Origin of the sequence: Microbacterium sp. 1.5R (assembly GCF_001889265.1) — a bacterium.
Classification (GTDB): domain Bacteria; phylum Actinomycetota; class Actinomycetes; order Actinomycetales; family Microbacteriaceae; genus Microbacterium.
This window is the reverse complement of record NZ_CP018151.1, coordinates 3243488-3264986: the sequence shown is the minus strand read 5'-3', so window position 1 is coordinate 3264986 and position 21499 is coordinate 3243488. Positions and strand designations below refer to the sequence as shown.

At 69.2% G+C, this 21499-nt stretch carries 20 protein-coding genes; 7 read left to right on the top strand and 13 right to left on the bottom strand.

The features are described from left to right. Positions 1-43 precede the first annotated feature (43 nt). Complete coding sequence (locus BMW26_RS15590) at positions 44-1042, top strand: ABC transporter substrate-binding protein (RefSeq protein ID WP_056280540.1); 999 nt, start codon at positions 44-46, stop codon at positions 1040-1042. Positions 1043-1123: 81 nt separating this feature from the next. Here BMW26_RS15590 and BMW26_RS15585 read toward each other — a convergent pair whose 3' ends face one another. From BMW26_RS15585 to BMW26_RS15550, 8 genes are all read right to left on the bottom strand, one after another. After that, complete coding sequence (locus BMW26_RS15585) at positions 1124-1420, bottom strand: putative quinol monooxygenase (protein WP_053097943.1); 297 nt, start codon at positions 1418-1420, stop codon at positions 1124-1126. A 72-nt stretch (positions 1421-1492) separates the two neighbouring features. Next, positions 1493-2461 carry a phosphotriesterase family protein gene (locus BMW26_RS15580; RefSeq protein ID WP_072591982.1) on the bottom strand — a complete coding sequence of 323 codons (969 nt, stop codon included), beginning with the start codon at positions 2459-2461 and terminating at the stop codon, positions 1493-1495. Beyond that, complete coding sequence (locus BMW26_RS15575; protein ID WP_072591981.1) at positions 2461-3414, bottom strand: shikimate dehydrogenase family protein; 954 nt, start codon at positions 3412-3414, stop codon at positions 2461-2463. The genes BMW26_RS15580 and BMW26_RS15575 overlap by 1 nt, the downstream gene beginning before the upstream one ends. Positions 3415-3425: 11 nt before the next feature. Beyond that, complete coding sequence (locus BMW26_RS15570) at positions 3426-4382, bottom strand: phosphoglycerate dehydrogenase (protein ID WP_083569397.1); 957 nt, start codon at positions 4380-4382, stop codon at positions 3426-3428. Further along, the gene (gene xylB / locus BMW26_RS15565; protein ID WP_072591980.1) at positions 4382-5884 is read right to left on the bottom strand and encodes a xylulokinase; all 1503 of its coding nucleotides are present in this window, start codon (positions 5882-5884) and stop codon (positions 4382-4384) included. The genes BMW26_RS15570 and xylB overlap by 1 nt, the downstream gene beginning before the upstream one ends. A gap of 9 nt (positions 5885-5893) precedes the next feature. Continuing rightward, a complete protein-coding gene (locus BMW26_RS15560) occupies positions 5894-6484 on the bottom strand; it encodes a glucose-6-phosphate isomerase family protein (protein WP_072591979.1) in 591 nt (196 codons plus the stop codon). Between the two features lie 172 nt (positions 6485-6656). Further along, positions 6657-7643, bottom strand: a complete 987-nt coding sequence (locus BMW26_RS15555) for an acetylxylan esterase (RefSeq protein WP_072591978.1) — start codon at positions 7641-7643, stop codon at positions 6657-6659. A 40-nt stretch (positions 7644-7683) separates the two neighbouring features. Beyond that, positions 7684-8220, bottom strand: coding sequence for a CGNR zinc finger domain-containing protein (locus tag BMW26_RS15550; protein ID WP_053097930.1), 537 nt, complete (start codon positions 8218-8220; stop codon positions 7684-7686). Between the two features lie 39 nt (positions 8221-8259). On the opposite strand from BMW26_RS15550, the gene BMW26_RS15545 reads away from it, so the two are divergent. From BMW26_RS15545 to BMW26_RS15525, 5 genes are all read left to right on the top strand, one after another. Next, a complete protein-coding gene (locus tag BMW26_RS15545; RefSeq protein WP_072591977.1) occupies positions 8260-9240 on the top strand; it encodes an EamA family transporter in 981 nt (326 codons plus the stop codon). Between the two features lie 74 nt (positions 9241-9314). Then, positions 9315-9983: a GntR family transcriptional regulator gene (locus BMW26_RS15540; RefSeq protein ID WP_056280558.1), complete on the top strand. Its 669-nt coding sequence runs from the start codon at positions 9315-9317 to the stop codon at positions 9981-9983. After that, positions 9980-11506: an MmgE/PrpD family protein gene (locus BMW26_RS15535; protein WP_072591976.1), complete on the top strand. Its 1527-nt coding sequence runs from the start codon at positions 9980-9982 to the stop codon at positions 11504-11506. Before BMW26_RS15540 ends, BMW26_RS15535 begins: the two co-directional genes overlap by 4 nt. Then, positions 11506-12408: a methylisocitrate lyase gene (prpB, locus tag BMW26_RS15530; protein ID WP_053097922.1), complete on the top strand. Its 903-nt coding sequence runs from the start codon at positions 11506-11508 to the stop codon at positions 12406-12408. Before BMW26_RS15535 ends, prpB begins: the two co-directional genes overlap by 1 nt. Positions 12409-12410: 2 nt before the next feature. Then, the gene (locus BMW26_RS15525) at positions 12411-13544 is read left to right on the top strand and encodes a bifunctional 2-methylcitrate synthase/citrate synthase (protein ID WP_072591975.1); all 1134 of its coding nucleotides are present in this window, start codon (positions 12411-12413) and stop codon (positions 13542-13544) included. A 71-nt stretch (positions 13545-13615) separates the two neighbouring features. Here BMW26_RS15525 and BMW26_RS15520 read toward each other — a convergent pair whose 3' ends face one another. Continuing rightward, complete coding sequence (locus BMW26_RS15520; protein ID WP_162253870.1) at positions 13616-14047, bottom strand: META domain-containing protein; 432 nt, start codon at positions 14045-14047, stop codon at positions 13616-13618. A 305-nt stretch (positions 14048-14352) separates the two neighbouring features. On the opposite strand from BMW26_RS15520, the gene BMW26_RS15515 reads away from it, so the two are divergent. Further along, positions 14353-16515 carry a S1 family peptidase gene (locus tag BMW26_RS15515; RefSeq protein WP_072591974.1) on the top strand — a complete coding sequence of 721 codons (2163 nt, stop codon included), beginning with the start codon at positions 14353-14355 and terminating at the stop codon, positions 16513-16515. Positions 16516-16706: 191 nt separating this feature from the next. Here BMW26_RS15515 and arfA read toward each other — a convergent pair whose 3' ends face one another. Genes arfA through BMW26_RS15495 form a run of 4 tightly spaced genes read right to left on the bottom strand, consistent with a single transcriptional unit; the run spans position 16707 to position 21458 of the window. Next, the gene (arfA, locus tag BMW26_RS15510) at positions 16707-18230 is read right to left on the bottom strand and encodes an arabinosylfuranosidase ArfA (RefSeq protein ID WP_072591973.1); all 1524 of its coding nucleotides are present in this window, start codon (positions 18228-18230) and stop codon (positions 16707-16709) included. A 38-nt stretch (positions 18231-18268) separates the two neighbouring features. Further along, entirely contained in the window at positions 18269-19174 is a 906-nt protein-coding gene (locus BMW26_RS15505; RefSeq protein ID WP_053097912.1) for a carbohydrate ABC transporter permease, read from the bottom strand. Further along, entirely contained in the window at positions 19174-20124 is a 951-nt protein-coding gene (locus BMW26_RS15500) for a carbohydrate ABC transporter permease (protein ID WP_053097910.1), read from the bottom strand. Before BMW26_RS15500 ends, BMW26_RS15505 begins: the two co-directional genes overlap by 1 nt. After that, positions 20121-21458: an extracellular solute-binding protein gene (locus BMW26_RS15495; RefSeq protein WP_056280572.1), complete on the bottom strand. Its 1338-nt coding sequence runs from the start codon at positions 21456-21458 to the stop codon at positions 20121-20123. Before BMW26_RS15495 ends, BMW26_RS15500 begins: the two co-directional genes overlap by 4 nt. Between the last annotated feature and the right edge of the window lie 41 nt (positions 21459-21499).

The window sequence follows — 21499 nt, the reverse complement described above, 5'->3', positions numbered from 1 at the left end:
GATCTACACCCCCCACCACCACACAGAGAACAATGGAGTTTCCATGAAATTCGGCAAGAAGACCGCATTCGCGGCACTCGTGGCCGCATCCGCCCTCGTCTTCGCGGGTTGCGCAGGCGGCGGTGACGTCATCGAAGAAGGCAGCGGCGACGGAGGCAGCGGCGACGGCGAGATGTACATCGCGCTCGTCTCGAAGGGCTTCCAGCACCAGTTCTGGCAGGCCGTCAAGACCGGTGCTCAGGAGAAGGCGGACGAGCTCGGCGTGAAGATCACGTTCGAGGGCCCGGCCGCCGAGACCGAGATCGCCCAGCAGCTCGAGATGCTCACCACCGCGATCGACAAGAACCCGGATGCCATCGCCTACGCCGCCCTCGACCCCGAGGCGTGCGTCGCCCCGCTCGAGCAGGCGAAGGCCAAGGACATCCCCGTCGTGTACTTCGACGCTCCCTGCGACGGCGATGTCGGACTCAGCCTGTCGGCGACCGACAGCAAGGTCGCCGGTGCGCTCGCCGCAGAGCACATGGCCGAGCTGATCGGCGGCGAGGGCGAAGTCGCCATCGTCGGCCACTCGAACATCAACTCGACCGGTGTCGAGCGTCGTGACGGATTCGTCGAGAAGATCGAGGCGGACTTCCCCGACATCAAGATCGTCGACATCCAGTACGGTGACGGCGACCACCTGAAGTCGGCTGACATCGCGAAGACGCTGATCGCCGCTCACCCCGATCTCAAGGGCATCTACGGCACCAACGAGGGCTCGGCCATCGGCGTCGTGAACGCCGTGAACGAGCTCGGCCTCGAGAAGGGCAAGATCACGATCGTCGGCTTCGACTCGGGAGCTGCCCAGATCAACGCGATCAAGGACGGCACCATGGCCGGCGCCATCACGCAGGACCCGATCGGCATCGGCGCGCAGGTCGTCCAGGCGGCGTACGACGCGGCCAACGGCGAGGACGTCGAGGAGTTCTACGACACGGGTTCGTACTGGTACGACAGCACGAACCTCGAGGACGAGGACATCGCAGCGGTCCTCTACGAGTGACCCGCTGAGAAAGAAGCCCCTCACCTTCGGGTGGGGGGCTTCTTGCGTGCCGGGGGTGCGGGGGGCGCGTGGCAGGGGGCGTCAGATACGTCGGAGGAAGGTCAGCACGGATGCCGGCTCGACGATCAGCTGCTGCAGCGCCTCATTGAACGGGACGCCGGCCGGGGCCGAGATGTGCGCCTGGAAGGCCGCCTCGTCGCGGTAGACCTCGTAGACGAAGAAGCGGTCGGGGTCGTCGACGAGCCGCGTCGCATCGAACACGACGTTGCCCTCTTCGGCGCGCACCACCGCGGCGAAGTCGCGCAGCAGCGCCGCGACCTCGTCGCCCTTCTCGGGGCGTGCGGTGAACACGGCATGCAGGATGGTCGGCTCGGTCATGCGGGCTCCTCGGGTGTGGGCTGGCGGGGCGGGACGGTGCGGTCAGGCAGCGGTGTGGTCGGGCTGACAGGGTCAGGTCGACAGGGGGAGCAGGCGCGCGGGGTTGGCGACCAGCATCCGCTCGACCACGTCGTCGCCCAGCGCGGAGCGCAGCCGCGGCAGGTAGCGCTCGCCGAGATAGGCGAGACCCGGCATGCCGCCGTACGCGAGGTAGCGGGTGCGGCGGGCGACATCGCCGCCGAGAAGGATGCGGTCTCCGCATCCGAGGGCGACGGCCTTCTCGGTCAGGGCGAGCAGCTCGGCATCCGACCTCGTGCGCGGACGCGCGAAGCCGTCGTACCCCAGGTAGGCACCGCGCTCGGCGAGCGACGCGTGCAGCCCGGCATCCGGATCGCGGTCGGCATGCGCGAGCACGACGCGATCGGATGCCACGCCTTCGCCCTCGAGCAGATCGAGGACCTCGTGCGCGGCGGTGCAGAACTCCAGGTGCACCATGACCGGCGCGCCGGTCGCTCGGTGCGCCGCTGCGACCGCGAGCAGGGTCGTGTGCTCGAAGGCGGTGATGCTCCAGTAGCCGACGCCGGCTTTCAGCATCCCGGCGCGTACCGGCGGTCCCTCGGGCGCAGCCGCCCGGGGCACGTCGGGGGTCTCGAACACCAGCGCATCGTCGACGAGCATCCCGCGCATCACCTCGGCGATGAACAGCTCGGCCAGGCGCTCGACATCCCACACCTGCATCGGATGGTCCTCGCCGTAGTGCGCCTCGCGGTGGCGCCCCGTCGTGGCGACGATGTGCAGTCCGGTGCCGGCGCTGATGCGTGCGACCCCCTCGGGATCGCGCCCGAGCCCGAACGGCGTCGCATCGACCATCGCCGCGAAGCCGCTGGCCCGCAGCAGGGCGGCCTCCTGGCCGGAGAGCTCCTCATCGTCGAGCTCATCGCCGACCAGCAGCGGCGAGATCTGGAACAGGTGCTCGTGATAGTCCGTCGCCCCGAGACGCGTCGGGTCGATGTCGCCGAGCACCGTCCGCACGACGGGCATCAGCGCACCGATTCGGCGGCCTGGGCGAGCCGCTCGACGATCTCGGGCGTGAGGTCGATCTCGAACACGTCGGCGACGACTTGCGACCACCCGTGGATGAAGTAGCGCCAGCCGTCGACCACGTGCAGACCGCGCGCGCCCTCCTGCGCACGCGCCTGATGCAGGAACTCGAGCGAGCCGCGGTAGTTGAACTCCCACACCCACGCGTCCTCGGGGAACGCGACGTCGTCGGGCAGCGGCGAGCCCGGGCGGTCCTTGCCGAGGCCGGTGGCGTTCACGATCAGCGAGCCCGCGGGAGCGCCTGCGACGATGGCCGCGGCATCCTGCACCGTGTCGGTGCGCACGTACGTGATCAGCCCGTCGGGGGTGCCGTGCTGGCGGTGCACCTCGCGCAGGTGGTCGAGCTTGTCGTCGTCGCGAGCGGTCACGGTGATCTTCGCCGGAGCATCCGCCCTCTCCGCCAGCGCCCAGCTGAGCGCGGTGCCCGAGCCGCCGGCGCCGAGGATCACGACCTCCGCCCCGGTACGGGCGAAGTGGTCGGTCGGCAGGAAGTCCTTGAGTGCGAGATCGACGGTGAGGGGGTCTTTGGCGCGGCCGATCAGGCGGTCGCCCCGCTTCGAGATGCTCGAGATCTCGGAGCACGAGACGGCGAACGGGTCGAGCTCGTCGAACAGGTCGGATGCCGCGGCGAACACGTTCATCTTGTGGGTCGTGACCAGTGCGCCCCGGTGCTGCGGGTCGTCGCGGATCTGCTCGACCATGGCGACGTACTGCTCGGGCGTCGCATCCATCGGAAGGTCGTGTCCGATGAGGTTCTCGGTGGGGAGGCCCAGCACCTCGGCCCACTTCGGGAACACCTTCATGATCGACGACGAGCCGGTGCTCACGCCGACGAAGCCCATGTAGCCGCCGGTCGTGGTCGCGGGGGTCGCGGTGTTCTCGGTGATGGTCATCGCTGGGTCCTTCAGGGTCGGGAAGAGACGGGGTGGGCGGGCGCGGTGCCCGCGAGAACCGCGAGCACATCGTCGAGGGACATCGAGCCCATGTTGTCGACGGCCTGGGTCGTCTGCGCGCCGAGATGCGGTGTCACGCTGACACGGTCGGCGAGGTCGTCGGCGAGCAGCGGACTTGCGCTCGCCGCGGTGTCGCCGGTCAACGTGTCGGCGGCGTATCCGCCGAGGCGTCCGTCACGCAGGGCGGCGGCCAGTGCCGCCTCGTCGACGAGATCGGGGCGGGCGGTGTTCACCAGGATCGTGCCGGGGCGGAGGCCGTCGAGTCGCGCCGCATCGACGAGCGTCTGCCCGCCCGGGGCGTGCAGGGTGATGACGTCGGCGGTGCGGAACAGCTCGTCGAGGTCGACCGGTTCGGCGCCGCGCTCGGCGATCACGTCGGCCGGCAGAAAGGGATCGGCCGCGAGCACGCGTGCGCCGAAACCGCTCAGACGTCGCGCGACGCCCTGGCCTATGCGACCGAACCCGACGATGCCGACCGTGGCGGCTCCGAGCTCGCGACCGCGCCGCACGGCCCAGTCGCCGGCCCGCACGCGGCGATCGCCGTCGGGGATGAACCGGAGCGCCGCGAGCATGAGGCCGACCGCGTGGTCGGCGACGGCATCCGCGTTCGCCCCCGGGGTGTTCGTCACCGGGATGCCGCGCCGCAGCGCCGCGTCGAGATCGACCGCCTCGGTGCCGACGCCGTAGCGGGCCACGACCCTGAGGTTCGGCGCGGCGGCCAGGTGGTCGTCGGTCACCGGACCCGTGCCCGCGATCCACCCCTCGGCGGCAGCGAGCAGGGGTGCGAGCTCGGTGAGCCCATGGTGGGCGGGGCCCCGGACGATCTCGTGGCCGGCGGCCCTTGCTCGGCCGACGAGGTCGAGGTCTCCGTCCGAGAACGACCGGCTGGTCGCAAGGATGACTCCCATCAGGCGCCTCGAGTGGCGGGGGCCTGGGCGAACCACGGCTCGAGCGCGGCGTAGGCGCCGACGAAGCGCGAATGCCGCTGCGCGTGCACGGCGTGCCGGCCGGCGTCCGGAGTGAACTCCGCCGTGACCTCGCTGAGCGCCCGCGCCGCCGAGAAGTCGGCGAGGCCGAGGCCGACGGCACCGGTGACAGCGGCGCCGAGGCTGTTGGCCTCTTCGACGATCGTGCGCCGTCGGATCGGCACACCCCAGACGTCGGCGAGGATGCCGAGCCAGGCGTCGCTCTGCGCTCCGCCGCCCACCGCGTCGATGCGGTCGATCGACGCACCGGATTCGCGGAACGCCTGGATGCAAGTGAGCAGGTTGTACGCGACACCCTCGAGCACGGCTCGGGTGAGGTGCGCGCGGGTGTGATGCCGGGCGAGGCCGACGAAGGCTCCGCGGGCGTGCGGGTCCCACAGCGGGGATCGTTCGCCGAGCAGATAGGGGAGGAAGTAGAGGTCCTCGGTGTCGAGGTCGCCCCCGGCCTCCGCGGTGAGCCGGGCGGTGTAGGGGCGCGCGGGGTCGGGGGAGAGGGCTTCGGCGATCCACTGCACCGAGGCGCCGCCGGCCTGCATGGTCGCGGTCGGCACGAAGGATCCTGGCACGACGTTGTCGAACGTCATGGTGCGCATCTGCGGGTCGTGCAGCGGTGTGAGGCTCGCGAACGAGATCCACGACGAGGTGCCCAGGCACACGTACGCGCCGTCTTCGGGCGCGACGATGCCCGAACCGACGGCGGCCAAGGGGCCGTCTCCGCCGCCCATGACGACGCGGACGGATGCCGGAAGCCCGAGGTCGGTGGCCGATTCGGCGGTGAGGGACCCGGCGATCGTCGTCGATTCGAGGATCTCGGGGAAGAGAGCGGGGTCGAGTCCCGCGGCGGCGAGCACATCGGCCGACCACTCGCCGCGCACCTGGTCGTAGGCGTTGGTGCCCGAGGCGTCGGAGCGCTCGGTGGCGAGGCGCCCGGTGAGACGGTAGACGATGTAGTCCTTCGCGACGCAGAAGTGCCGCACCCGCGCCCAGACATCCGGCTCGTTGTCGCGCACCCACATGATCTTCTCGACCGAGTAGGTGGGGTTCAGTCGATGGCCGAGCACGCGGTAGGCGTCCTGTGCGCCGAGACGCTCTTCGAGCTCACGGGTCTGCGCGCCCGAGCGGGTGTCGGCCCAGATGATCGCGGGGCGCACCGGCTCGCCGTGTGCGTCGAGCAGCACCGTGCCCATCATCTGGCCGCTGACGACGAGTCCGCTGACGGTCGACGGGTCGACGCCCGCACGGTCGATCAGCTGTCGGGTCGCCGAGACGACGGCATCCCACCAGTCCGCCGGATCCTGCTCGGCGATGCCGCCCGCGGCGAAGTGCGCGGGGTACGGCACCGTGACCGAGGTGACGAGGCGTCCGTCGTCATGGTGCAGGGAGGCCTTGTCGCCGGTGGTCCCCAGATCGTGCGCGATCAGCATGGCCGGAGCCTATTCCGCGGAGGGGGACGCGGAATAGGGGCGCAGGTCCACGCCCTCGGTGGCGCGATAGGCCCGAGAGCCCATCCCGTGCTCGAGGACCCAGCCGTAGTCGTGGCCGGCGTCGCCCGGGTACACCGCGAGGAACGAGTAGGGCTCGTCGCCCGTGTTGACCGAGCGGTGCGCCCAGCCCGGCGGGATGTAGCCGATCGTGCCGGGCAGCATGTCGAGCCATTCGGTGCGCTCGCCGTCGAACATCAGCAGCCCGCCGCGGCCCTTCAGCGCGAGGTAGATCTCGCCCTGGTGGTTCGGATGCTGGTGGCCCTTGGTCATCCAGAGCTCTCCCGAGGTGTCGCCGGGCATGATCGTGGTGATCGACTGCGGCAGCTCGCGGTCGACCTCGGGCACGGGAGAGCTGACCACGGTGTAGACGACGGGGTTGTCGCCGGCGGCCGCGGCAGCCCAGGCGTCGGCGTCGAGGAAGAGTCCCTCGAGGTCGGACATGCGCCGCGTCAGAGTGGGTCCCTCCGGGGAGAGCGTGAGCTTCTCGGCGTCGAAGGCGATCGCCATCGGCGAGATCGGGGGAGTGTGGAACTGGGGCATCGGTGCTCCTCGTGCGGATGCTGCGGCGCTGCGCAACCTGTAATGACAAGTTGAGTGTACCTGTGATGACAAGTGGCGTCCAGTGCTCGGATGCGCAGGCCGGGGAGCGCGGGTGTGCGCTGCTCCTGGATCGCCCGAACCCGTCGGGCTCGCCATGCGAGTTTCTCCGGAGTCATGGAGCGGAGGCGGCGCGCAGTGCGCGCGCGAGGTGGGCGCGGCCGCCTCTGACGGCCTCGGCTGTCACCTCGTCGGCCCCTGGGTAGTCGGCATGGCCGGCGGGGAGGACGGCGAGTTCGAGCATCCGCGCCGCGTTCGCGACGCCGAACTGTCCGGGCGGCGGCACGTACGGGTCCCACAGTGCCGCCTCCACGCGCACCGGAACGCGGGCGAAGCCGAGGGCTGACGAGGCGTCGAACCAGCGCAGCGCCTCGCGCGCGTCGGGATGCGCGGCGACGTGATCGCGCACGGTCTCCCCGCTGCCGAGGCAGTGAACGGCGAGGCGCTCGTCATACTGCCCGAAGCTCGGGACGATGAGGGTCGCCCCGATATACCGGTCGTCCCACGGCAGGGCGAGCGCTCCGATGCCGCCGCCGAAGCTCTCGCCGACGTAGTAGAGCGGCACGCGTCCGACGAGCGCGGTCAGGGCATCCGCCGCGAGCCAGAGGTCGCGGGCGCAGAGTCCCAGCACGTAGTCGTCGGGGTTCTCGATCCCGGCCAGCACATGCTCGGCCTGGATCTCGGGGGCGCCGATGCCCGTGTTCAGCGTGGGCAGCCCGCGGGCTACGGGGAAGATCGCCGCCGCGTCCTCGGGAATACGAGCGAGGTCGATCGCATCCCGCCCGCCGTATCCGTGGCTGTGCACGACGCCCACCTGCGCGGGCGGCGAGACGGGCTCGACGAGCCAGGCACGCAGTCGGATGCCGTCGACTCCGGCGTGCTCGATGATCGACACCCGCCGGCCGTGGATGCTCTCGGTGGACAGCACGGCGGGTGCGGCATCCACCGTCTTCGCCTGTGCGCGCCACGCCTGCCATCGCGCGGTGAAGCCGTCCGGCGCTGGAACCGGTGCGATCTCGCGGAGCGTGGCGAGCGTGTGTCCGTAAGCGGCGTCGAACTCGGCGTCGGCGAACCAGGTGTCGTAGGGAGGGGGGAAGGTCATGACGAGACGACGCTACCGAACGTCCTCCGGATGCCGCGGCTCAGGCGCTCGCGCGCCGCGCACGATACGCCGCCACCGCGTTGCGATTCGTGCAGGTCGTCGAGCAGTAGCGCTTCGACCGGTTGCGGGACAGGTCGAGAGCGAGCGCCTCGCACGTGTCGTCGGCGCAGATCGAGATGCGGGATCCCTCGTCGGTGCGGATGACGTCGATCAGCGCCATCGCGGTCTCGATCAGCACGCGCTCGGCGAGGGGGCGCTCGTCGGCGACGGCGTGCAGGTGCCAGTCCACGCCGTCATGGCGCACGAGTCGCGGGGCGAGAGACGCTTCGGCCAGCGCGGCGTTGACGTGCTCGGCCATCTCGTCTCGTGGCGCGATGAGCATGGAGCGCAGGCGCGGGCGGATCGCACGCAGCGAGGAGAGCTCGGCGTCGTCGCGGTCGAGGCGGCCGGAGTAGGGGAAGTCCGCGAGAAAGGCGTCGTAGTCGGCGAGCGTCTCGAGGGTCTCGGGCTCTTCCGCCGAGTTCACGAGCCGGATGGCTGCGCGGAGCGCCTCTTCCGTGTCATCGGTGAAGTTCATGTTGACACCTTACAACGTGCACGAGTAGCGTCACCTGTCATGAGCAAAGTTGCGAATGACATCTCGATGCGCGGCGTGCGTCTCGGTCTGCCTCTGGCGATCGGCGCGGCCTTCGCGTTCGGGATGTCCGGCGCCTGGGCTCGCGGGCTCATCGATGCGGGGTGGACGCCCGGTGCTGCCGTGACCGCGCGTGTCTGGGTCGCCGCACTCGTGCTGCTCGTGCCGACGGTCCTGTCGCTGCGCGGGCGGTGGGCAGTGCTCCGCAAGAACGCCGGGATGGTCGCCGCCTACGGACTGCTCGCCGTCACCGCCACGCAGCTCTGCTACTTCCAGGCCGTCGCCGTGATGGACGTCGGTCTCGCACTGCTCATCGAATACACCGCGCCGATCGCCGTCATCCTCTGGCTGTGGCTCCGCCGGGGCGAGCGGCCGAGTCGGCGCAGCGTGATCGGCGCGGCCATCGCCTTCGTCGGACTCGTGCTGATGCTCGACATCATCACCGGCGCCGAGGTCGATGTCGCCGGCATCCTCTGGGCACTCGCCGCGATGGTGGGTGCGGCGACGTACTTCCTGCTCTCGGCCAAGGCCGACACCGGACTGCCTCCGATCGCGCTCGCCGGGGGTGGGCTGCTGCTCGGCGCGATCGCGCTGACGGTCGCCGGACTCGCCGGCATCCTGCCCATCGCCTGGACGACCGACGACATCACCTATCGCTTCGGCACCGTGCCGTGGTTCGTGCCGGTGCTCGCGATCGGCCTGGTCGCGACGGCACTCGCCTATGTGCTCGGCATCGCGTCGACGCGGATGCTGGGCTCCCGCCTCGCATCCTTCGTCGCGCTCTCCGAGGTGGTCGCCGCGCTGCTCTTCGGCTGGCTGCTGCTCGGACAGCTGCCCGATCTGCTGCAGGCCCTCGGCGGGGCGCTGGTGCTGGTCGGCGTCGTCGTGGTGAAGCTCGGCGAGCCGCGTCCCGCCGAGTTCGTCGAGCCGGTGCCGGATGCCGTGGAGCGGCCGCAGCGGTAGCGCAATGTATACGCGAAGCACCAGATGACCGCGCCCCTGGTCATACGAAACGTATTTGTGTATACACTGAGGGCATGAGCTCTGTCGCCGATCGCATCACCGCCGGCGATCGAGCCCACGCCGCACTGCTCGAGGAGATCCAGTCCGGCGCCCTCCCCGCGGGGTTCGTGCTCGGCGAGGTCGAGCAGGCCGCCCGCCTCGGCATCAGCCGCACCCCGATGCGCGAAGCGCTGCGCCGCCTCGCCGCCGACGGCCTCGTCGTGCAGCAGTCGCCGCGCGTGACGGTGGTCGCCGACCTGGATGCCGACGACATCCGCGCGCTGTTCGAGATCCGCCGCGCGCTCGAAGAGACCTCCGCCCGACTCGCGGCCCAGCGGGGTGACGCCGCCCTCTTCGCCGCCCTCGCCGACGAGTTCGCGCACGTCGACCTCACCGCCGTCGAGGGCCGCGACGCGTACTACGCCCTGATCGCCCGCTTCGATGCCGCTCTCGACGGTGCGGTCGACAACGACTACATCGCCTCGGCCCTGCGCACCGTGCGCACCCACCTCGTGCGAGTCCGCCGCATGGCCCGCGACAAGCCGGCCCGCCTCGCAGCCTCAGCCGCCGAGCACCGAACGATCGCGCAGGCCCTCGCCGCCCGAGACGGCGACCTCGCCGCCCACGCCACGCACGTGCATCTGCACAATGCGCTGACCGGCATCCTCGACTCCCTGACCGCCAACCCAGAAGGTGTGAAATGACCGTCACCCACCACGTCCGCGTCCACCGCAGTGATGAGAACCTCGCCCGCGAAGACCAACTCGCCTGGAAGATCGCCGAGGTCGCCGCCGACCCGGTCGAGGTCGACCAGGACGTCACCGACATGATCATCAACCGCATCATCGACAACGCGTCGGTGGCCGCGGCATCCCTCACCCGCGGGCCCATCAACGCGGCTCGCACCCAGGCGTTCAGCCACCCCGTCTCGACCGGCGGCATCGGCGCCACGGTCTTCGGCGCGGCGCTCGACCACCGCACCAGCCCCGAGTGGGCGGCGTGGGCCAACGGCGTGGCCGTGCGCGAGCTCGACTATCACGACACGTTCCTCGCGGCCGAGTATTCGCACCCGGGCGACAACATCCCGCCGATCCTCGCCGTCGCCCAGCACGTGCAGGCCGACGGCCGCGCGCTGCTGCGCGGCATCGCCACCGGCTACGAGATCCAGATGGACCTCGTGCGCGCGATCTGCCTGCACAAGCACAAGATCGACCACGTCGCGCACCTCGGCCCGTCGGCCGCCGCCGGCATCGGCACGCTGCTCGGGCTCGACGTCGAGACGATCTACCAGGCCGTCGGTCAGGGCCTGCACACCACCACCGCCACGCGTCAGAGCCGCAAGGGCGAGATCTCGACCTGGAAGGCGCACGCCCCGGCCTTCGCCGGCAAGCTCGCCGTCGAGGCGGTCGACCGGGCGATGCGCGGTCAGACGAGTCCCGCGCCGATCTACGAGGGCGAAGACGGCGTGATCGCCTGGATGCTCGACGGCAAGGACGCCGCTTACGAGGTGCCGCTTCCTGCCGCGGGCGAGGCGAAGCGCGCGATCCTTGACTCGTACACCAAGGAGCACTCGGCCGAGTACCAGGCGCAGGCGTGGATCGACCTCGCCCGCAAGCTCGGCACCGAGAATCCGGCGCTGCGCGACCCCGCCAACATCGAGGCCATCGTGCTGCACACCAGCCACCACACGCACTATGTGATCGGCTCGGGTGCGAACGACCCGCAGAAGTACGACCCCACTGCATCCCGTGAGACGCTCGACCACTCGATCCCGTACATCTTCGCGGTCGCGCTGCAGGACGGCGGCTGGCACCACGTCGATTCGTACACCCCCGAGCGGGCCGGTCGCGCGGACACGGTCGCCCTATGGCACAAGATCACCACGGCCGAGGATGCCGAGTGGACCCGCCGCTACCACTCCGAAGACCCCGACGTGAAGGCGTTCGGCGGGCGCGTCGAGTTCCGCCTCACCGACGGCACGACCGTGGTCGATGAGATCGCCGTCGCGGACGCGCACCCGCTGGGTGCTCGTCCGTTCGCCCGTGAGAACTACATCGCGAAGTTCCGCCTGCTGGCCGAGCCCGTGCTCGAGCCCGCGGAGATCGAGCGGTTCCTCGAGCTCGTGCAGCGTCTGCCCGAGCTCACGGCCGCGGAGGTCGGCGAGCTGTCGATCATCGCGAAGCCCGGCCTGCTCGAGGGCGCCGATGCCCCGAAGGGCCTGTTCTGATGCTGTATTCGCACGTCACCCCGGCCGAGAAGCGCCGTCTGTTCCGCGAACGGCTCGCGAGTGGCGAGCTGCTGCGCTTCCCCGGCGCGTTCAATCCGCTGAGCGCCCGACTGATCGAGCAGAAGGGCTTCGACGGGGTCTACATCTCGGGTGCGGTGCTCTCTGCCGACCTCGGGGTGCCCGACATCGGCCTCACCACGCTGACCGAGGTCGCCGGTCGGGCCAAGCAGATCGCGCGGATGACCGACATCCCCGCGATCGTCGACGCCGACACCGGTTTCGGCGAGCCGATGAACGTCGCCCGCACGATCCAGGAGCTCGAGGATGCCGGCCTCGCCGGCACGCACATCGAAGACCAGATCAACCCGAAGCGTTGCGGCCACCTCGACGGCAAGAGCGTCGTCGACGAGAGCACGGCGATCCGTCGCATCCGTGCCGCTGCCGACGCTCGACGCGACCCGAACTTCCTCATCATGGCGCGCACCGACATCCGCGCGGTCGAGGGACTCGAGTCCGCGATCGATCGTGCGAAGGCGCTGGTGGATGCCGGGGCGGATGCCGTCTTCCCCGAGGCGATGCGCACCCTCGGTGAGTTCGAGGCGATGGCGAATGCGCTCGACGTGCCGATCCTCGCCAACATGACCGAATTCGGCAAGAGCGATCTGTTCTCGGTCGACCAGTTGCGGGATGCCGGTGTGAACATGGTCATCTGGCCGGTGTCGCTGCTGCGCATCGCGATGGGCGCGGCGGGCGGTGCGCTCGATACGCTGAACGAGGAGGGGCACCTCACCTCGAAGCTCGGTGAGATGCAGCACCGTGCCGATCTCTACGACCTGATCGACTACGAGTCCTACAAGCAGTTCGACTCCGGCGTCGCAGGCTTCACCGTCACGAAGGAGTGAGCATGACCGAGCCGGACATCAAGAAGGGCCTTGCCGGGGTCGTCGTCGACACGACCGCGATCTCGAAGGTCAACCCCGAGACGAACAGCCTGCTCTACCGCGGATATCCCGTGCAGGAGCTGGCGGCGACCCAGCCTTTCGAGGCGGTGGCCTACCTGCTGTGGCACGGCGAGCTGCCGACGGCCGACGAGCTGGCCGCTTTCCGCGCGGAGGAGCGCCTCCATCGCGCTCTGACCGACAGCGTGAAGACCGCGATCGACCTGGTTCCGCTCGACGCGCATCCGATGGACGAGGTGCGCACGGCGGTCAGCCTGATCGGTGCCTCCGACACGAGCGCGGGCGGATCGGTGCTCGATGCCGGCGGCAGCCCGGAGGAGAACCTCGAGCGCAGCATCCGTCTGTTCGCCGCTCTCCCCGCGATCGTCGCGTACGGTCAGCGCCGCCGCCGGGGGCAGGAGACGATCGCACCGCGCGACGACCTCGACTACTCGGCGAACTTCCTCTGGATGACGTTCGGCGAGGAGCCCGATCCGGTGGTCGTCGACGCGTTCAACCGCTCGATGATCCTGTATGCCGAGCACTCGTTCAACGCCTCGACGTTCACGGCCCGCGTGATCACCTCCACCCTCAGCGACCTCTACTCGGCGGTGGTCGGGGCGATCGGCGCGCTCAAGGGGCCGCTGCACGGCGGCGCCAATGAGGCTGTGCTGCACATCTTCGACGAGATCGGCGAGGCCTCGAACGTCGTGCCGTGGCTCGACAAGGCGCTGGCCGAGAAGCGCAAGATCATGGGCTTCGGGCACCGCGTCTACAAGAGCGGCGACTCGCGGGTGCCGACGATGAAGGCGGCGCTCGACACCCTGGTCGAGCACTACGACAAGGCCGAGGTGGCAGAGCTGTACGACGCTCTCGAGTCGGAGTTCGTGGCGCGCAAGGGCATCTACCCGAACCTCGACTACCCGTCGGGTCCTGCCTACAACCTCATCGGCTTCGACACCCTCACCTTCACGCCGCTGTTCGTCGCGGCGCGGGTCACAGGGTGGACGGCGCACATCATCGAACAGGCCGGTGCGAACGCTCTGATCCGCCCGCTGTCGTTCTACGACGGCGTCGACGAACGCCACATCGAGAACTGATCGGCGCACCGGCCCGGGTCGACGAACCCGGGTCGGTCGCCGGATCGGATGCCGCACTCCGCGGCGCGACGTCAGCTCGCGCGCGGGAGGGTGCCCAGCTCCGTGCCGGACGCGTCCTTGATCACGAGGACGTCGCCGTCGATCTCGACCGCACGCACGCCCCGCATCCAGCCGTCCACTCCGGGGCACGCCTTCAGCGTCGAGGCGAATCGGGCGAGATCGACACGGTCGCCGTTCACCGAGTAGGTCGTCGTGATGCCGTTGCAGCCGTCACTGCCGTGCACCTCGCCGTCGGCGGTGAACTCGAGGTGCGGCTGACCGGAGGCATCCTCTCCCCACAGTCCGACGAGCTTCTCGACGACGGCGCTGTCTTCGCCGTTCGGGTCGGCGCTCGACGTCGGCGCACTGCTGGGGCCGCCGGTCGCGCAGGCTGCGCCCATCACGGCGAAGGCTCCCAGGATCGCGAGGCCGACGAGGGTGCGTGCTCTGCGGTGGGTGCTCATGGTGGCCATGGTAACCGTGTCGTCTGCGAACGCAATCCGTTGTGCGGCGGGCGGTCGTCCTGCCGTATCGCAAACGAGAGGGCCAGGTCAAGAGGCGAAATTCTGGTAAACAATTTCCCCATTCTGTGGATTTACTGGGTACGCTTCTGGAGATCCCTGCTCGTCTCGACGAACAGGATCCTGCTTGTCGGGGGGCCAGCGTCGCAGTTCACGCCTCCACCGGGAGGCGAACGGTTCTGTGTGCACAGCACACTGCCGACTATGAAACTGACTGACGATCCGTGACCAGCAAGGACATACATCACATGAAGCACAGAGTGACAGGCCGCCGCCCACTGGCGCTGACGGCCGCCACCACGCTCGCCCTCTCGGGGCTCTTCCTCGGAGCGCCTGTGGCGTTCGCGGACGACTCCGCAGAAGCACCCGGACAGGACGCTCCTGCCCAGGTGCTGAACACGAAGGCGGACCTGGCCGAGGCCGACACCGACATGGTCGCGCTCGGTCAGACCGCAGGTGGCGAGAACGTCGTCGTCGTCACCGCCGACACCGGCAAGAGCGACGCCGAGATCACGCAGATCGCGAGCGACAACGGCGTCACCGACGCATCCGTCGTCAAGGTCGACACCGCACTCTCGTCCTTCGCCGAGGGCGACATCGTCGGCGGTCAGGGCTACCTCTCGGTGAGCCCCGATCTCGAGAGCTTCGTCGCCGGCGAGCCCGGGAGCAACGCCTGGTCGTGCTCCATCGGCTTCGCGGCCTTCACGCCCACCGGCGACCCGGCGCTCCTGAGTGCCGGACACTGCGCGTTCGATGAAGACGGCGAGCCGCTCCGCGACACCACCCTGACCGTTCCCAGCAGCGAAGACGCAGCCGGTGGCACCCGGACCGCGCTGCCGGCCACGATCGACCTGCTCGGTACGTTCGGCTTCGCTCAGTTCGGCGGCGGCGACGGCGGCCTCGGTTCGAACGGCGACACCACCGCGACGGACATCTCGACCATCGACATCAACGAGGCCGCAGGCTGGAACCCGGTACCGGCGGTCACCGACTGGACCACCGCCGGCGACTCGCTGAGCTCGCTCGCAGACAGCGTCATCGAGATCAAGTCCGTCGCGGCACCGACGCTCGGCGAGGTCTCGAAGAGCGGTCGCACGACCGGCTTCACCACCGGCGTCGTCGCCAGCGACGACATCCTCGACGGATGGGCCAACATCGACGGTCACTGGGTGCAGGGCTTCTCGAGCAACACGCTCGCAGGCCCCGGAGACTCCGGTGGATCGGTCATCCAGGGCAACGCGGCCGTCGGCCTCATCAGCGGTGGCACGGAAGCGACCGAGACCCAGGAGCAGTTCACCTGGGCGGCATCGCTCGTGACCGCCCTGCCGAAGACGGGTGGCTACCAGGTCGCTCTCGACCTCGACGCACCGGTCGTCACCAGCCCGACCGATGGCGCCGAGGTGCAGCCCGGAACGGCCATCACCGGAACCGCTCCCGGCGCGGAGAAGGTCACGGTCAGCGGCTTCGGCGCAGACCAGACCGTCCGCGTCGTCGACGGCGCGTTCTCGGTGGTCGGCCCGGTCGAGCTCGGCGAGCAGACCATCTCGGTCCGTGCCCGCACCGGCTTCAGCTCCTCCGAGACCGTCACGCTCGACGTGAAGGTCGTGCCGGCCCCGCTGGTCGCGCCGGTCATCACCTCGCCCGCCGACGGATCGACCGTCAACGAGACGGTCACCGCGATCAGCGGCACCGGCCTGCCGACCACCGCCATCACGGTGACCGACGCCAAGACCGATGACGTGCTCGGCACGACCGAGGTCGCCGCAGACGGTTCCTGGACCGTCGACGGACTCACCCTCGAGTACGGCTCGCACAGCGTCGTCGTGACGCAGACCCGCACGATCGACGGCGAAGACGAGGTCTCGCCTGAGGCCACCTCGTCGTTCTCGGTCATCCCCGTCTCGCCGGCCGTGACCTCGGTCGCGAACGGCGCGGAGTTCGCCCACAACGACGGTCCTTCCGGACTCGCCGGCTCGGGCATCGACGGAGCGACCGTGACGGTGAAGCTCACCGGCGCCGAGCCGACCACGGCGAACACGGCGGCCCTCGCGGGCGCCTTCGCCGCGGCGAGCGGCACGTTCACGGCCACTGTCGAGGACGGCGCCTGGAGCGTCGACTTCGGTGCGGCTCTCGAGTCGGGCACCTACACGGTCTCGGCCACGCAGGCCATCGACGGCGTCTCGTCGGCTCCGACCGACCTGGCGTTCGCTGTTCTCGCCGCACCGGTCGCTGGCGGTGGCGGAGCCGCTCCCGCTCCCGGTGAGGGTGGCGCAGCCGCCCCGGGTGACGGCGGTCTCGCCGCGACCGGTTCCGACATGCTCGTCCCGCTGACGGCCGGAGCCATCGCGCTCGCCCTGCTCTCGGGCGGACTGCTGCTGGTCGTGCGTCGTCGCCAGCAGATCCAGAGCTGATCGCCTGATCACGATCTGACGGAGTGACAGGCCTCGGCCGTGAACCCCATCGCTGAGAAGCCCGGTATCGATCGATACCGGGCTTCTTCGCGTCTGCGGGGTGCTTCGTGGTGCAGGCGCGCGGGATGCCGGACACGCAGAAGGCCCGACATCGGAATCCGATGCCGGGCCCTCTCCTGTCGAGCCGAACCTCAGGCGAGTTCGATCACCGACCATGACAGCGGCGGCAGCGTCGCACGCACCGACCCGTCGACGACCTCGGCGGCGCCGAGCGGCACCATGTGCACGGCATCCTGCGTGGTCTCGAGGTTCGCGGTGCGACGGTCGCCACCCTCGGGGATCGTCAGCGTCTCGGCGTTCACGACGCGGAGGCCGGTGAGGCCGCGCAGCTCGACGGTCAGGTCGCTCTCTTCGGTCAGCGAGCGGTTCGCGACGAAGACGACGACTCGTCCGGTCTCCTCGTCCCACGTGGCCGCGGCATCAACCGAGTCGACTCCGCCGTAGCGCTTCGTCTCGATCTGCGGAGCCGCCACCGCGAGGCGCAGGATGCGGCCCTTGGCGAGACGGGCCATGCGCTCGAAGGGCCAGAAGCTCGTCTGACGCCAGGCCGGACCGTTCTCCTCCGAGCGGATCGGCGCGATCACGTTCACGAGCTGCGCCTGGTTCGCGATCTTCACGCGATCGCCATGACGCAGCAGGCTGTTGAGCAGCGTGCCCACGACGACGGCATCCGTCACGTTGTAGGTGTCCTCGATCAGACGCGGGTGCTTCTTCCACCCGGCCTTCGCGATCTCGACCGACTCGACGTCGTTGAACTTCACCTGGTCCCACACGTTCCACTCGTCGAACGAGATGTCGACCTGCTTCGTGTGCTTGCCCGCCGCCTTCACCGCATCGATCGTCGCGATGACGCCGTCGATGAACGCATCCATGTCGACCGACTCCGCGAGGAACGACTCGGCGTCGCCGTCATGCTCCTGGTAATACGCGTGCATCGAGATGAAGTCGACCTCGTCGTACGCGTGAGTGAGCACCGTGTGCTCCCAGGTGCCGAACGTCGGCATCGACCGGCCGGACGAGCCGACGGCGACGAGCTCGATCGTCGGGTCGACGAGCTTCATGGCCTTGGCCGACTCCTGCGCCAGCCGCCCGTACTCCGTCGCGGTCTTGCCGCCGATCTGCCAGGGGCCGTCGAGCTCGTTGCCCAGGCACCACAGCTTGATGTCGAAGGGCTGCTCGGCACCGTTCTTGCGGCGAAGGTCCGACCAGTACGTGCCGCCCGGGTGGTTGGCGTACTCCACGAGCGACCTGGCCTCCTCGACACCCCGGGTGCCGAGGTTGATGGCCTCCATGACCTCGACATCGGCATCCTTCGCCCAGTCCATGAACTCGTGCAGGCCGAAGGCGTTGGTCTCGATCGTGTGCCAGGCGCCGTCGATGCGCACCGGGCGGTCTTCGACCGGGCCCACCCCGTCTTCCCAGCGGTAGCCCGAGACGAAGTTGCCTCCCGGGTATCGGACCACGGTCGGACCCATTTCCTTCACCAGGGCGAGGACGTCCTGACGGAAGCCGCGCTCGTCGGCCTGCGGGTGCCCCGGTTCGTAGATGCCGGTGTACACGCAGCGCCCCATGTGCTCGACGAACGACCCGAAGAGCCTCCGGGGGACGTCGGCGATGGTGAAGTCGCGATCGATGGTGATGCGGGCCTGAGACATTGCTCTCCTTGTTTCTGGCTCTCGAGCCGGGTGGGGGACTACTGACCGCCGAAGCCGCTGGTCGCGACGCCCTTGACGATCTGCTTCTGGAAGATGATGAACACGATGATCAACGGCAGCGCCGCCAGCACGGCCTGAGCCATCACCTGGGCGTACTGCACGCCGTAGGCGCTGATCACCGTCTGGAGGCCGACCGGCAGCGTCATCAGCGTGGTGTCGTTGATGACGAGGAACGGCCAGAGGAAGTTGTTCCAGGCGCCGATGAACACGAAGATCGCGACGGATGCCAGGATCGGGCGCGACAGCGGCAGCACGATCGACCAGAAGATGCGCAGTCGGCTGGCGCCGTCGACCCGGGCGGCGTCTTCGAGCTCGATCGGGATCGCGTCGAAGAAGCGCTTCAGAATGAACACCATGGCCGGCGCAACGACCTGCGGCAGGATCAGACCCCAGTAGGTGTCGATCATGTTGAACGCGAGCATCTCGTAGAACAGCGGGATGATGAGCACCTGCGGCGGCACGACGATCGAGGCGATGATGGCGACGAACAGCCACTTGCGACCGGTGAAGTCGAGCCGGGAGAAGGCGTAGGCGGCCAATGCCGAGATCGTGAGCGTGATCAGGGTCACGGCGATCGACGTCCACAGGCTGTTGAACGCCCAGGTGTAGACGTTGCCCTGCGACAGGATCGCGGTGAACGCCTCGATCGTCGGGCCCGAGGCGCCGATCCAGGACGGGTCGCCGCTGGCGGCATCCGTCTCGGTCTTGAACGCCGTCGCGATCGCCCAGAGGAAGGGCAGCAGCCAGCCGACCGCCAGGACGATGAGGACGACGAGTGCGCTGATGCGCAGCACGCCGAACGGCTTCTCGCCCGGCAGGTGCGGGCGACGGGCCCGCGCGGGCTTGGTCGTGGTGATGGTCTCGGTGAGAGTGGCGGTGGACATCACAGCTGCGACTCCTTCCGGCGGCGCGTGATCAGAGCCTGCGCGACGCCGATGATGACGATGAGGGCGAAGAACACATAGGAGATCGCGGCCGAGTAGCCGAATCGGTAACTGACGAAGCCGGCTTCGTAGATGTACTGGACGATCGAGCGGGTCGTGTCACTCGCGACACCGCCGAGCATCTGGTACGCCTGATCGAAGAGCTTGAGCGACGCCAGGATCTGCAGGATCAGGATCAGCACGGTCGCCGGTCCCAGCTGCGGAAGAGTGATCGACCAGAACTGGCGCCACGGCCCCGCGCCGTCGAGCGATGCCGCCTCGTACTGCTGCGGCGGGATGTTCTGCATCGCCGCGAGGTACAGCAGGAAGTTGAATCCGACCGTCCACCAGACGGTGGCGATCACGATCGACAGCATGTTGGTGTCGGGATTCTGGAGCCAGGCGAGCGGCTCGAGACCGAAGAACTCGAGGATGTTGTTCGCGGCACCGATCTGCGGGTTGAAGATCCACACCCAGATCTGCGAGATCACGGTCGAGGCGAGCAGGTACGGCATGAAGAACGACAGTCGCCACAGCCACTGACCCGGGATGCCGCGGTCGACGAGAGCCGCCATCAGCAGAGCGATCACGACGAGCGGCACAGTGGACAGCAGGGTGAACCACACCGTGTTGCCCATCGACTGCCACATCTTCGGATCCGTCAGCGCCTCGGCGTAGTTCGCGAATCCGATGAAGGAGCCGCCGGCGCCCGTGAGCGATTGGTCGGTGAAGCTGAGGATGATGCCGTGCACGATCGGCCAGGCGAGGAACAGCACGAACGCGAGCAGGAACGGAGCGAGGAACGCCCAGCTGATGAGCTGCTCGCGGTTGCGGGAGCCGGCGCGACGGATCGGGATGGCGGCCTTGGAGCCGGTGACGATGGTGCGCGTGGAGTCGGTTGCCGTGGTCATGATGCGAACGTCCCCTCGGGGTCTGCCGGGTTGGGCTGACGGAGCAGGGTGTTCACCCGTGCCTCGAACCGGTCGATCGCCGCCGCGGGGTCATCGCCCGACAGCAGGACGCCCTGCACCGCGGCGCCGAACTCGCCCTGGAAGTTGGATCCCGATCCGGTGAACCACGCGGTGGGGTCGTACACGACGTGCTGCGCGGCCTCGGCGTAGTGGGCCTGGGGGACGAGATCGGCGTACTCGGGGGACTCGGTGACCGGCAGGAAGGCGGGGATGTGCCCGGCCTCGGCCCAGCCGAACGAGCCCTTGAGCATGTCGGCGACGAACTGGTACGTCAGGTCGCGCTTCTTCTCGTCGGCGTCGGTCTGATGCGGCAGCACGAACGAGTGCGAGTCGGCGTAGACCGCCGGGGTGCCGTAGAGCGTGGGGATCATGGTCGCATCGAACGGGATCTCCGCGTTCTGCATGGTGCGGAGCTCCCAGACGCCGGTGAACAGCATGCCGCTCTTGCCGGTCGCGAACTCGGCGACGGCGCTGCCGTAGTCGGCCTGGGCGAGGGCGATCTCGCCGTCGAGCAGAGTGCGCATGAGCGAGAGGGACTCGACCGCGGCATCCTTGTCGATCACGGCCTTGCCGCCGGCGGGCAGCTCCATCGCACCGCCGTGCTGCGAGTAGAAGGTGTAGAAGAGGCGCCACATCTGCGCGCCGTCGCCGAGATATCCGTAGGACAGCGCGTGGCCGTCGGCTTTGCCGCCGATCGTGCGCAGCTGCTCGACGAACTCCTCAGGAGACGACGTCTCTGCGAGGCGACCGTCGCTGTCGAGCACTCCGGCGGCATCGCAGATGTCGGTGTTGAACATCGCGACGAACGGATGCGCGTCGAGCGCGACGCTGTACATGTTCTCGCCGACGAAGCCCTTCTCCCAGATGGGCTTCGGGAACGTCGAGGCGTCGACGCCGAGGTCTGCCAGTCGGTCGAGATCCCACGGGTCGAGCAGACCGCCGGGGGCCCAGCCGACCGTGCGGGTGGCGTGCATGATCGCGACGTCGGGGGCGCGGCCACCGGCGCCCGCCATCGCGAGCTTCGTGTAGTACGGGGTGCCCCAGGCGAGCACGGTGGGGCGGATGCGGTACGCGTTCTGCGCCGCGTTCGCGGTGTCGAGCAGTTGCGACATGGTGACGCCGTCGCCACCCGAGAGCAGATGCCAGAACTGGAGGGTCGTGGTGTTCGAGCCCGGGACTGTTCCGGGGGCGCAGCCGGCGAGCAGCGCCGCGGCGGCCGTGACGGAGGCGGCAGTCAGGAACTGCCGTCTGGACATATCGAGCGGGGGCGTCATCGTCACTCCTTCGTGACAGCGGGCGGGGTCGGGGTACATCA

Excerpts from the sequence above, each read along its gene's own strand:
- BMW26_RS15590 (WP_056280540.1), top strand. The coding sequence starts at position 44 with ATGAAATTCGGCAAGAAGACCGCATTCGCGGCACTCGTGGCCGCATCC.
- BMW26_RS15585 (WP_053097943.1), bottom strand. The coding sequence starts at position 1,420 with ATGACCGAGCCGACCATCCTGCATGCCGTGTTCACCGCACGCCCCGAG.
- BMW26_RS15580 (WP_072591982.1), bottom strand. The coding sequence starts at position 2,461 with ATGCCCGTCGTGCGGACGGTGCTCGGCGACATCGACCCGACGCGTCTC.
- BMW26_RS15575 (WP_072591981.1), bottom strand. The coding sequence starts at position 3,414 with ATGACCATCACCGAGAACACCGCGACCCCCGCGACCACGACCGGCGGC.
- BMW26_RS15570 (WP_083569397.1), bottom strand. The coding sequence starts at position 4,382 with ATGGGAGTCATCCTTGCGACCAGCCGGTCGTTCTCGGACGGAGACCTC.
- xylB (WP_072591980.1), bottom strand. The coding sequence starts at position 5,884 with ATGCTGATCGCGCACGATCTGGGGACCACCGGCGACAAGGCCTCCCTG.
- BMW26_RS15560 (WP_072591979.1), bottom strand. The coding sequence starts at position 6,484 with ATGCCCCAGTTCCACACTCCCCCGATCTCGCCGATGGCGATCGCCTTC.
- BMW26_RS15555 (WP_072591978.1), bottom strand. The coding sequence starts at position 7,643 with ATGACCTTCCCCCCTCCCTACGACACCTGGTTCGCCGACGCCGAGTTC.
- BMW26_RS15550 (WP_053097930.1), bottom strand. The coding sequence starts at position 8,220 with ATGAACTTCACCGATGACACGGAAGAGGCGCTCCGCGCAGCCATCCGG.
- BMW26_RS15545 (WP_072591977.1), top strand. The coding sequence starts at position 8,260 with ATGAGCAAAGTTGCGAATGACATCTCGATGCGCGGCGTGCGTCTCGGT.
- BMW26_RS15540 (WP_056280558.1), top strand. The coding sequence starts at position 9,315 with ATGAGCTCTGTCGCCGATCGCATCACCGCCGGCGATCGAGCCCACGCC.
- BMW26_RS15535 (WP_072591976.1), top strand. The coding sequence starts at position 9,980 with ATGACCGTCACCCACCACGTCCGCGTCCACCGCAGTGATGAGAACCTC.
- prpB (WP_053097922.1), top strand. The coding sequence starts at position 11,506 with ATGCTGTATTCGCACGTCACCCCGGCCGAGAAGCGCCGTCTGTTCCGC.
- BMW26_RS15525 (WP_072591975.1), top strand. The coding sequence starts at position 12,411 with ATGACCGAGCCGGACATCAAGAAGGGCCTTGCCGGGGTCGTCGTCGAC.
- BMW26_RS15520 (WP_162253870.1), bottom strand. The coding sequence starts at position 14,047 with ATGAGCACCCACCGCAGAGCACGCACCCTCGTCGGCCTCGCGATCCTG.
- BMW26_RS15515 (WP_072591974.1), top strand. The coding sequence starts at position 14,353 with ATGAAGCACAGAGTGACAGGCCGCCGCCCACTGGCGCTGACGGCCGCC.
- arfA (WP_072591973.1), bottom strand. The coding sequence starts at position 18,230 with ATGTCTCAGGCCCGCATCACCATCGATCGCGACTTCACCATCGCCGAC.
- BMW26_RS15505 (WP_053097912.1), bottom strand. The coding sequence starts at position 19,174 with ATGTCCACCGCCACTCTCACCGAGACCATCACCACGACCAAGCCCGCG.
- BMW26_RS15500 (WP_053097910.1), bottom strand. The coding sequence starts at position 20,124 with ATGACCACGGCAACCGACTCCACGCGCACCATCGTCACCGGCTCCAAG.
- BMW26_RS15495 (WP_056280572.1), bottom strand. The coding sequence starts at position 21,458 with ATGACGCCCCCGCTCGATATGTCCAGACGGCAGTTCCTGACTGCCGCC.